We start from the raw sequence: 12,080 nt of genomic DNA on the forward strand, positions 1-12,080 counted from the left end.
ATTAATCGCCTTAAAAATATCCTGACAAAAAAAGAACACAGAAGACAATTATTTATATTTTTGGCAATACTTAACCTAAAATACAAATGGAATCCCAAAAAATTAAACATTTATTATCCTTTCCTGTAATTGTAGCAGCTTTAGGCTATTTTGTCGACATTTACGATTTACTCCTTTTCGGCATTGTTCGTATTCCCAGTTTAAAAACCCTTGGTCTTGATGTCGATACCGACGGTACGATGATTCTGAATTTCCAGATGGTCGGACTGTTGTTAGGTGGTATACTCTGGGGCATGTTAGGCGACAAAAAAGGACGGCTTTCGGTACTTTTCGGTTCCATACTTGTCTATTCCGTGGCTAATATTTTGTGCGGTTTCCTTCCATTTCTACCCTTTAACGACAAAGCGATGACCTATGCCATTCTGCGTTTTATTGCGGGTGTCGGACTGGCGGGCGAATTGGGCGCCGGAATCACGCTGGTTTCGGAATCATTACCCAAAGAATTACGGGCGATCGGAACTTCCATTGTGGCTGGCTTCGGCCTTTTAGGTGCCGTAGTGGCGCAGCTTACGGTAGAATTGGCCGGTGACTGGACCTATGCCTATTTTATCGGTGGTTCGTTAGGACTGTTTCTGCTTTTTTTACGCGTAGGTGTGATGGAATCCGGCCTATATAAAGACCTTCGGGATACCGATATTCAAAAAGGAAATTTTCTTGGCTTTTTTACCAATCGCAAGCGTTTTATAAAATATGTAAAGTGTATTTCCATTGGATTGCCCACCTGGTTTTGCGTGGGGATTCTGGCGGTAATGGGGAATCAGTTTGCACCATCCTTCGGGATTGGAGAAATTGACCCTGGTAAAGCGATTATGTGGGCGTATGTTGGGATTTCCGTAGGCGATTTTGCCAGCGGGTTGATTTCGCAATTATTGCGTTCGCGGAAAAAGGCCATTTTATATATGATGCTCTTTACGATTGTAGGAATTGTATTGATGCTATACGGCGGAACACGGTCGGAGACTATGTATTACTTTTATTGTGCCTGGCTCGGATTGGGAACCGGCTATTGGGCGATGTTTGTAACGGTGGGTGCCGAGCAGTTCGGAACCAATATCCGCAGTACGGCCGCTACAACGATCCCGAATATGGTTCGCGGTTTGCTTCCGGTGATGTTAATCGCTTTTGATCATTTAAAAGTGCATAACGGGGTAATTGTTTCCGCTTCTATAGTCGGATTGATTGTATTTGCTTTGGCTATTTATTCGACGCTTACGATCGCCGAAACCCATAATAAAGATTTGGATTATACTGAATAAAAAAGCGCCCGGAAGAGGCGCTTTTCATTTTGTTACTTTTTTTTCATTTCGTCTTTGACTTCGGCTTTCGCTTTTTTACCTTCAGCTTTCATCTCAGCTTTCGCTTCTTTGCCTTCGGATTTCATTTCCGCTTTCGCTTTTTTGCCTTCGTGCTTCATTTCTTTTTTAGCAGCATCAGTCTCTTTTTTTACTTCTTTTTTCACTTCCTGAGCCGACATTGCCATGGTAAATAATAATGCCATTCCTAAATAAACTACTTTTTTCATACTGTTTGTTTTTATTGATTAACGAGTATAAATGTAATAGGTATTTTTGTTAAAAAAATATTAAAAATTAAATTATTTAATACTCATAAATAAAAAAAAGCTACCCGAAGATAGCTTTCATTGTTTTATTATTTTGCAATTATTTCTTTTTATGCAGGTATTTTTTGTTTTTGTAGTAGGCCAATGCCACCAACAGCGTTATCAAAGCCATTGAATAATACACGAAGTTTGGTGTTACCACTTTATCTCCTTTGGCATACGAATGCAAACCGGATAAGTAGAAGTTTACTCCAAAATAGGTCATCAAAATGGAATAGAAGGCATAAACACTAACTGCATTATAAATCCATTTACCACGCATAGCCGGAACCAAACGCATGTGGATTACAAAAGCGTATACCATAATACTGATCAATGCCCAGGTTTCTTTCGGATCCCATCCCCAATAACGTCCCCAGCTTTCATTAGCCCATTGTCCACCCAGGAAGTTACCAATCGTTAACATCACCAATCCGACAGTAAGTGCCATTTCGTTGATATAGGTAATCTCCTGAATGTTCAGGTTCATTTTTTCTTTGTTCTTTTCGTTCGTGAACACCATTAGCAATAACGCTACAATTCCCAGAATCATTCCCAGTGTAAACGGACCGTAACTACCTACGATAACCGCCACGTGGATCATCAACCAATACGAGTTTAATACCGGTTGTAAATTGGCGATCGCAGGATCCATCCAACTCCAGTGTGCTACCATCAAGATCATGGCCGCAACAAAGGCTGTAGACGCTACCGTTAATTCCGATTTTCGGCCGAATACCAATCCGAATAGCATGGTCGCCCATCCAACGTAAATCATCGACTCGTAGGCATCACTCCACGGTGCGTGACCGGAAATGTACCAACGGAAGATCAATCCGGCGGTATGCAATACAAATAGTACCGCAATAATCGCATGGCTGATTTTTACCAGTATATTAACCGTTTTATTGGTTTTGAAAATTTTGATGATCACAAAAAGGAACATCAATACTCCGGCATACATATACCAGGAGAATAGCTTTTTGAAAATGTCGTATTTGTTGTACAGGATTTCCGTATCAATTTTTTTGTCGCTTGGACGTACTTTCGATCCGTATTTGATTTGGTAATTTTCCAATCCTTTAAGCAAGCTGTCCGACAGTTTATAATCGCCCGAAATAGCAGCTTTATCGATACTACTCAAATAATACGGAATAACGTTTTTAATAGAATCCAAAGCGGTATGCGTTTGCTCGTTCACTTCCAGGAACGATACCCATTTGTTATTCGGATCGTTCGGAACCGGGAATACTTTTAAAATCTGACCGCTTAACGCCGAATACAACAGGTTTACTTTTTTATCCGCTTCGATAAAATCTTTCTGGAATTGGTTTGGAACCGCAGCTTTATAGGCTTCGTCCAAAACACCAGCCAGTTTGTAATTCCCTCTTTCATCGAAGAAACTTACCAACGGAGCATATTTTTCGCCCAACGACACTCCGATTAATTTATGGATACTGTCGTTGTCTTTTTTCATATAGATCAACGGAACATTATACCATACCTGCGGGAATTGTGTCATCGACAGGAACGCCTGATCGGAGTTCATTCCTTTATAATGATCCTGTTTGCTTACTTTTCGCAATAGTTCGGATGAAAACGTATTGATAGGCTTCATACGTCCACCCTGATCCTGAATTACCAATCGGCCAAATTTTGCTGCTTCTTCGTCGCTTACCTTATATTTGGTTAGTAAAGAGTCGATTTGTTTTGGCGTTGGCATCTGATGTTGGTGGTTGTTTTGCGCAAAACCGCTAAACGATAGCAATAGCGCAATAACCGGTAGTAATTTTGCTTTTTTCGTACGCACTTTTTCCAGTTTCTTTTTCAGATCGCCAAATCGGCTGTTTTTATCAAATAAGATCGCTATAAGTCCAACATACAATAAGAAATAACCCAAATAGGTCATATTGGTTCCCCACGAATCGTGGTTTACCGATAACACGGTTCCCTTTTCGTCCGGATCGAATGACGACTGGAAGAAGCGGAATCCTTTATAGTCCAAAATGTGATTCATATAAATACGTTCATCGCGTTGTTCCGCACCATCGAGTACGGTTACTTTACTTTCAAAAGACGAGTAGCTTTTTTCCGTTCCCGGGTATTTTTCGGCTACGAAATCATTTAAACGGATTTTAAATGGCGTTTCATAAACTTTACTTCCGTACATCATGGTAAACTCCAGATTCCCCAGTTTAAAGGAATTCGGCACACCCATTTTTCCTCTGGCACCCAATAGGGTTACTTCATGTTCTTCGCCTCCAACGGTTACGGTTAACACCAAAGCATCGTCGGATTTATCGTCTTTAAAATCGTTGTTCGATTCGAAGGCCACAACACCTTTTATGGCCGGTTCCGGTAGTACAAATTGCGTACCGCCCATATTATACAGGGAACGGAACATCAAGTCCTGAACCATATCTTTCGCAACATCGCCTTTCATCTGGTCGGCCATTCGCATAAAGTTTCCTTCAAATGGTGATTTTATCGAATATTTATCGCCTTCTTTGATGATATTAATCGCACCGTCGGTTGGTTTGTTAAACGCAAACAATACGTTGTGGATGTTTTGTACTTCCCCTTCTTTCAGGTAATGCTCGTGACGGGTTCCGTCGCCGGATTCCACGAGTTTTAAAAACAATGTCCCTTTTTCACTTGGTTTGATCACCTCTTTGGCGCCCATTACAAAGTCTTTATAACGGATTTCAAATGGCGTTTCATTAAACTTTTTGGAAATGGTAAAGTCGTTATTCGTCACCGGTGAGAACAAAGCTCTTTGTTCAAAGGTTCTTCTACGCATTTCGCCTTGGTAATCACCATCTACAAAAACAGTCAGATACGTTCTGTCTGAAAAAATCTGATTGGAACTTTCGCCTTCGCGGATTGGCATCACACCTTCATAACTGATATAACGGGTGATAAAGGCTCCCAAAATGATAAAAATAAAAGACAAATGCAGCAATAGCGTAGCCCATTTCTCTTTTTTATGCAATTGGTAGCGTTTGATATTTCCAAAAAAGTTGATCAGGAAGATCGCCATAATACCTTCGAACCATTTCGTATTGTAAATCAGAATACGGGCTGTCGTGGTATTATAATCGTTTTCGATAAACGTTCCTACGGCCATCGCTGCTGCAAAGAAAATAAACAGGAAAGCCATTAAACGCGTGGAGAACAAAAATGAGACTATTTTTTTACCCATGGTGATTGGATTTGTTTTTTTATAAATTGTCGCAAAAGTACTTAAAAACAAACTCCTATTAACGCTTTTTAACGTAATATTTAACAGCTGTTAAAATTGATAAACCTTTCTTAAAACGGGCATTTTTGTCCTTTTTTTTTTATATCGGTGACCGTCCTGCGGAAAAGTTAAGTTAACATCCGGTTGTGTATTGGTTTACCTTCCTAACCTATTCTTAAACATTCTGTTACACCGATTTATTTTTAAGTTAATACTACCCTAACCTGAAACCTTCACTTTTGTACCCAACCAAAACAACATACATGACACAATTTTACACTTCTAAAAAGAACCTGTTACGCCTGTTCCTTTTTATGGGATCGACCTTTACCTGGGGACAGACACAGCAAATTCACTACTGGAATTTTAATGCACTTCCATCCGGAACGTTAACAACCGTAGCTCCCGATGCTTCATTAATTCCAACCGGAACGCAGATTACCTATCCCGGAACCGGTGCCGGATATATGGACAATGTGGCCGGATCGGCATTGAACGCGCAAAACGGTGATGCAGCCGGATTGGGTTTACGTCCGAGAAATCCGAGTAACACCCGCGCACTACTGGTTGCCGCACCCACTACCGGATATCAGAATATCATCATTAAATTTGCGACGACTCGTACCACACAAGGTGCTTCGTCTCAAAACTATTCGTATACGTTAAACGGAACCGATTTTATCACTACCGGATTGGCCGTAACCACCTATTCTCCTCAAACCGAACCTACCTATGAAGTGGTAACCCTTGATTTCTCCGGAATCGCAGGTGCCGCCAACAACCCTAATTTTGCCCTGAAAATTGAATTCGGAGGTAGCACAGCTGCCGGTTCAAGCGGAAATAACCGTTTTGATAATCTTACCATTACCGGTTCTACTGCCGGCGGTAATGACACAACGCCTCCGCTAGCGTCTTTTAATCCAACGCATAATGCGACTAACGTAGCCATCAATACACAGCCTACAATTTCGTTTAATGAAGATGTCCGTCTGATTGACAATTCGCCTATTACCAATACCAATGTGGATGCTTTAGTACAAGTACGCCAAGGGAGTATTACAGGGGCTACTGTACCATTTGACGCTACTTTTAACAACAACACGATTACGATCAACCCGACACAGCCGTTTAATAACAGTACTACCTATTTTGTATTCTTATTACCGAATCTGATCGAAGATATGCATGATAATGCCATAACATATAGTTCTGCAGTTCAGTTTTCGACGGTAGCTTTCGATACTAAAATTGCGATGGCTTCCAATTTTGTAACGGTAAACGAAAATCACGGTACGCTATCATTCAACCTAAATCTAACCAATCCTGCTAATGCATCGGTTGATTTAGTAGTAAAGGCGGCTCCGTTCAGTACAGCCGATCAAAATGACTTTACATTACAAACCCAAACCTTACATTTTACAGCGGGTAGTAACGCAACTCAAACCATTTCGATTCCGATTATCGACGATACACAGGAAGAACAGCATGCCGAATATTTTGTACTAAGCCTTGAAAACCCGGTTGGTTTAACGATCAACGGAAATCCAATGGCTACCGTATATATCAAGGATAACGACCGCCAGGCGCCTAGTCCGAATCACGATATCCAACTGGACTATATCGGAAGTTTCGATCCTTCCGGAGCAAGTACCAGTTCTTGCGAGATCATCGTACACGATCCGGCTACGCAACGTCTTTTTACCATCAGTGCTATTTCCGACAAGCTGGAAATCATCGACTTTTCGAATCCGGCCAATTTAACGGTAATCAACTCCATCAATATGGCTTCGTATGGTGGTATTACCAGTGTAGCTGTTAAAAACGGAGTGGTAGCCGTTGCTTCGCCAAATGCCAACGAACAACTAAACGGATCGGTGGTATTTTTCGACACCAATGGGACGTTCTTAAAACAAGTAACCGTAGGGGCGCTACCCGATATGGTAACGTTTACACCGGACGGAACAAAAGTGCTAACCGCCAACGAAGGACAACCGAATGATGCCTATACCGTAGATCCGGAAGGTTCGGTTTCCATTATCGATATTTCCGGTGGAATCGCTTCTTTAACGCAAGCTAATGTCACTACGGCTTCATTTACCGCTTTTAATGCGCAGGAAGCTGCTCTTATCGCTTCAGGTGTACGTAAAACTAAAAGTACCAGTACACTGGCGCAGGATTTGGAACCGGAATACATCACCATTCGTCCCGATTCTCAAAAAGCATGGGTAACCCTTCAGGAAAATAACGCCATTGCCGAAATTGATTTGGTAACTAAAACCATTTCCGACATTTGGGCTTTAGGCACAAAAGATATCAGTCTGCCGGGTAACGGTATGGATATTTCCGATAATAACAACGAAGTATTGATTGCCAACTGGCCAATCCAGGCGTATTATATTCCGGATGCCGTAGCAAACTACACCGTAAACGGAACAACCTACCTGGTTATGGCCAACGAAGGTGATGAAAAAGAATATGCCGGTTTAACCGAAAGAACTACGGTTGGTGCCAATACCTACACTTTAGATCCTGCTATTTTCCCGAATGCCTCGGTTTTAAAACAAAACCACAACGCCGGAAGACTACGTGTAACCAATCTTAACGGAAATACCGATGCGGATGCCGATTTTGAAGAAATCAAAATTTTAGGTTCCCGTTCGTTCTCCATCTTTAATGCCGATACGAAAGCGATCGTATTTGACAGTGGCGACGATTTCGAGATGTATACCGCTATGACACCATCTATCAGTCCGATTTTTAATGCCGACCACGGTGATAACGTTAAAAAAGGAAGAAGCCGTGCCAAAGGTCCGGAGCCGGAAGGTGTTACGCTAACGCAAATTGCCGGGAAAACCTTCGCTTTTATCACGCTGGAGCGCGTTGGTGGTGTGATGGTTTATGATGTGACCAATCCGAACGATGTAAAATTCGTAGACTATAAAAACAGTCGTAGCACATCGGCTTATTCCGGAGATTTTGGTCCGGAAGGCGTTACCTTTATCAAAGCTGCCGATAGTCCGAACAATAAAAATTATGTAGCCGTTGCTAACGAAATCAGTGGTACGATTAGTATGTATGAAGTCAATACCGCAAATCTAACCAACGATGATTATGTACAGGCTCCAAAAACCTTTGCTGTTTTCCCGAATCCATCTACCAAAGGTGTGGTTTATTTTAACCGTATGGCCAGCTATTCGCTATATGATTTGACTGGAAAATTAATCCAGTCGGAGAAAAATGCACTGTTGATCAACACATCAAAACTGACGGCAGGTATTTATCTGATCAAGACGGATGAAGGCCTTACTCAAAAACTGGTTGTTAAGTAGTTTATTATATTTTTAGGAAGAAAGCCGGGTTGGATTCGCCTCCAATCCGGTTTTTGATTTTTGGGCGTTAAATATATCCCAAACCCGGTTTTACGGTAAGCATTTTCATAAATTTGAGAAAACATTTACCATGAACCGGTTCCATTCCATTACCGAAAAGTTACACATTCAATATCCAATCGTTCAGGCTCCGATGTTAGGCGTAACCACTCCCGAGATGGTTGCCGCAATTGCCAATGAAGGCGGATTGGGATCACTTCCCGTTGGCGGTTTATCGCCTGAAAAAACAACCGAATTAATCCGAAGAACCAAACAACTCTCCCAACGTCCGTTTGCCGTCAATCTGTTTGCGCATACAATCCCGGAAGTAAATCGGGATCAGGCTGCGCAAATGCAGGATTTCCTGATCGGACTTGGCCAAAAAAACGGGTTGGAATTCCCGGAGTTAGCTTTGGACACACTCACTTTTTATTCCTACAAAGCACAAATCGATATTCTGATTGCGGAACAAATCCCTATTGTTAGTTTTACGTTCGGGATTCCGGATGATGAAAGTCTGCAAAAATTAAAAGCCAACGGTACGGTTTTAATCGGAACGGCAACCTGTTTGGAAGAGGCACTTCTATTAGACAAAAAAGGCATTGATATGATTACCGCTCAGGGTATTGAAGCCGGCGGTCATCGCGGTACTTTCCTCGAGGATATTCCGTTACCACAAGTTGGTGTACTGGCATTGGTTCCGCAAATTGTAAATCGTATCGGTAAACCGGTTTTAGCATCCGGAGCGATCAACGATAGAAAAACCATTAAAGCGGCTTTTGCTATGGGCGCTTCCGCAGTGCAAATTGGAACGGCTTTTATTGCCACAACCGAAAGTCTGGCGATACCGGCTTATCAGCAGGCGGTTTTGGCAGCAAAAGATACCGATAGTCAACTTACCCGTGCATTTTCCGGACGATGGGCTCGTGGTTTGCAAAATCAATTTATGACCGAAGTGGAGCATTCCGGTTTCACACCACTTCCCTATCCGATACAAAATAGTCTGACGACCGCATTGCGCCAAAAAGCCCAACAACAAAACAAAGGTGATTTTACCAATCTATGGTCGGGACAATCCGCCCCTAAAATCCATTTACCGGATTGTGCCGCAATTTTCCGGGAACTGATTCGACAGGCTGAATTAACATACTAAAACACCTGACAGGTTTTCGAAACCTGTCAGGTGTCTATCCAAAGAATATTCTTTTTTAAATGCATATTTTCAATCTGATAGCAAATAGAAACACCTTCCTTATCTGTTTTATTCTTCAAAGTAAAAATACACCCTAAAAGAAAACACCTGACAGGTTTTCAAAACCTGTCAGGTGTCTCTTCATATGAGTATTCTTTTTAAATACCTATTTCAATCTGGAAGCGAACATACCAGTTATTTTTTGTCGATCCGTCGTTAAAACTCAGACGATCGTAGGTAAACTCCGTTTGCAATTTAAAGGCATGCTCCCAAAGGTATTTCGTTACACCAAGAGTGTATTCGTTCGTATTTGGTGTAAACGCAGCGATATCTTTATTCGCTTTTTGCGTTGAAAAACGTCCGATAATTTCATAATTCGTTGGAAACGTATAACTCAACTGATAGTCCATTCCGTGACCAACATAAGCATAATTTGTTAAGGTCGGATCCAACGGATCAACAGCCACCGGATTGTGTGATGCACGGGACATATAGGTCGCCATAGCAGCCCAACCGTTGTATTTAAACATCGCATCCGCAAAAAAGGAACGCAAGGTTTTTTGCTGGTACAAATCGTCTCCTAACTGACCTTGGGTTCGTCTGGCGTTATTGTTTTGATGATAAGCACCCGAAAACAATAATTTGGGTGTTTTTTCGCGGGCAAGATCGCCTTCAAAATTCGATCCGTCTTTCGTGAACGATCCTAATGGAAATAATTCGATCTTACCGGTTAAAGCCACACCATTATCCGGGCTTTTGGTCCAGTTACGACCTTCACCAGTAGTAACAGCCGCTTTTAAATTATAGGAAAACCGGTCTTTTTGCTCATTCAGATAATACGCCTGAAGTCCAAAATCACGGTCGATATTAAACTTGGCATTGTTAATCGAACGATCAGTTAACTGTAACGCTCCCGATGAATTGACCCGTTGACGGTTCCCCGGTAATTTTGTTTGTCCGAAAGTAAAACTCCAGTTTCGGTTTGGTCGGTAAATAACCGCCGCATCCCGGATAATATTGATGTTTTCCCCATCGTGGATTTCGCCTACATCGCCCGGTGCAAATGATAATTGCAACACATACAGAAAATGCGGGTTTCCGACATAACCGTCGAAACGCAAACGCAAACGACGAATCTGTCCGTCATACGCATCGTCTTCACCTTCATTTTTGATAAATCCGATACGGTTTTGCATCCGGAAACGAATATTTAACTGGAAAAGACTGTCGGCAGAAGTAATTCCAAGCCCCTTACCGTAGCTGTAATAGGGTAATGCCGCTAATTTTAAATCGTTATCTTTGGTGCTAATCTTAATGTCCTGCGCCTGTAATACAGCTGCGACGAACAGTAAAACAAAAGTTAGTTGTATTCTCATGTTAGTGTTGTGTTATCTGAGAGCAAAACTAATGTTATTTATCCGCTGACGATATTAAGATAATGTTACCTTTGCGAAAAATTAATGTTATGCAAAATAATTATATAGGATACCACTTCTCTGTGGAACCCAAAGAGTTAGGTTCTGAAATTTTAATCGCTGAACTGGGAGAAACGGCTTTCGAAAGTTTTATCGAAACCGAAAACGGGCTGTCCGCTTACGTTCAAAAAGAGCTGTGGAATGAAAATATCCTGGATGATATACAGATTTTACATTCTGAGGAATTTACTATTTCTTATACCATAGAAGAGATCGAACAGGTAAACTGGAATGAAGAATGGGAAAAGAATTTTGAGCCGATCGACATTGACGGTATTTGCCAGATTCGCGCCCCTTTCCACGAAAAAAATGAGGCACAATACGATATCGTAATCGAGCCAAAAATGAGTTTTGGAACCGGTCATCACGAGACGACTTTTATGATGGCACAACACTTATTGGAAACCGATGTAACCGGCATGAAAACCCTTGATATGGGATGTGGTACGGCAATTTTGGCGATTTTAGCCGAAATGCGTGGCGCACAACCCATCGATGCTATTGATATCGACAACTGGTGTTATCTGAATTCGATCGAGAATGCCGAACGAAATAATTGTAAGCATATCACGGTTTACGAAGGCGATGCTGCTTTATTGGTGGATCAGCAATACGATTTGATCATCGCGAATATTAACCGTAATATTTTACTAAACGATATGCAGGCTTATGTAAACCGTCTGAATAAAGGCGGTATTCTATTGTTAAGTGGTTTTTATGAAGAGGATATTCCGTTTATCGATGCATCCTGTACCGAAAAAGGACTGACGTATGTTAAAAAGTTCCAAAAGAACAATTGGGTATCTCTAAAATATGTAAATTAGCTAAAAAATTAAACTAAGCTTCTGATTATGAGTACCCAGGAAAAAGTTTTAGAAAGCGTATCGGTTGAAGAGCTGATTTCATTAAATAATGAAATTGTACTGTTTAACGACGATGTAAACACTTTCGATCACGTAATAGACACTTTAATCCGCGTTTGCGACCATACCTCCGAACAAGCCGAGCAATGTGCCATTTTGGTGCATTATACCGGAAAATGTACGGTAAAAACCGGTTCGTATACCGACCTGAAACCGCAGTGTTCGTCATTGCTGGATGCCGGTTTAAGCGCTGAAATTCAATAAAAAAAGTCCCGATAAAT

The 12,080-nt window shown here is 41.5% G+C and carries 8 protein-coding genes; 5 read left to right on the forward strand and 3 right to left on the reverse strand.

Translation table 11 applies throughout. The features are described 5' to 3' along the window. The first annotated feature begins 86 nt into the window (after positions 1 to 86). Positions 87 to 1,316 (forward strand): MFS transporter, encoded by a 1,230-nt coding sequence (locus Q1R07_RS02645; RefSeq protein ID WP_300485733.1) that lies wholly within the window; start codon positions 87 to 89, stop codon positions 1,314 to 1,316. Positions 1,317 to 1,348: 32 nt separating this feature from the next. Here the strand turns inward: Q1R07_RS02645 and Q1R07_RS02650 are convergent, their stop codons facing one another. Further along, positions 1,349 to 1,582: a hypothetical protein gene (locus Q1R07_RS02650; protein ID WP_300485735.1), complete on the reverse strand. Its 234-nt coding sequence runs from the start codon at positions 1,580 to 1,582 to the stop codon at positions 1,349 to 1,351. Between the two features lie 139 nt (positions 1,583 to 1,721). After that, positions 1,722 to 4,862 (reverse strand): cytochrome c biogenesis protein CcsA, encoded by a 3,141-nt coding sequence (gene ccsA / locus Q1R07_RS02655; protein ID WP_300485736.1) that lies wholly within the window; start codon positions 4,860 to 4,862, stop codon positions 1,722 to 1,724. A gap of 302 nt (positions 4,863 to 5,164) precedes the next feature. On the opposite strand from ccsA, the gene Q1R07_RS02660 reads away from it, so the two are divergent. Both Q1R07_RS02660 and Q1R07_RS02665 read left to right on the forward strand, forming a co-directional pair. After that, entirely contained in the window at positions 5,165 to 8,230 is a 3,066-nt protein-coding gene (locus Q1R07_RS02660; RefSeq protein WP_300485738.1) for a choice-of-anchor I family protein, read from the forward strand. 130 nt (positions 8,231 to 8,360) lie between these two features. After that, on the forward strand, positions 8,361 to 9,422 hold the full coding sequence (locus Q1R07_RS02665) for a nitronate monooxygenase (protein WP_300485740.1): 1,062 nt from the start codon (positions 8,361 to 8,363) through the stop codon (positions 9,420 to 9,422). A gap of 197 nt (positions 9,423 to 9,619) precedes the next feature. On the opposite strand, the gene Q1R07_RS02670 is transcribed toward Q1R07_RS02665, so the two are convergent. Beyond that, positions 9,620 to 10,837, reverse strand: coding sequence for a porin (locus Q1R07_RS02670; RefSeq protein ID WP_300485742.1), 1,218 nt, complete (start codon positions 10,835 to 10,837; stop codon positions 9,620 to 9,622). Positions 10,838 to 10,926: 89 nt separating this feature from the next. Here Q1R07_RS02670 and prmA point away from each other — a divergent pair, with 89 nt between their 5' ends. Beyond that, entirely contained in the window at positions 10,927 to 11,760 is an 834-nt protein-coding gene (prmA, locus tag Q1R07_RS02675) for a 50S ribosomal protein L11 methyltransferase (RefSeq protein ID WP_300485744.1), read from the forward strand. 27 nt (positions 11,761 to 11,787) lie between these two features. After that, entirely contained in the window at positions 11,788 to 12,063 is a 276-nt protein-coding gene (locus Q1R07_RS02680; RefSeq protein ID WP_300485746.1) for an ATP-dependent Clp protease adaptor ClpS, read from the forward strand. Positions 12,064 to 12,080: the final 17 nt, after the last annotated feature.

It is taken from the genome of Flavobacterium sp. (assembly GCF_030146175.1).
In the GTDB taxonomy this organism is placed as follows: Bacteria; Bacteroidota; Bacteroidia; order Flavobacteriales; family Flavobacteriaceae; genus Flavobacterium.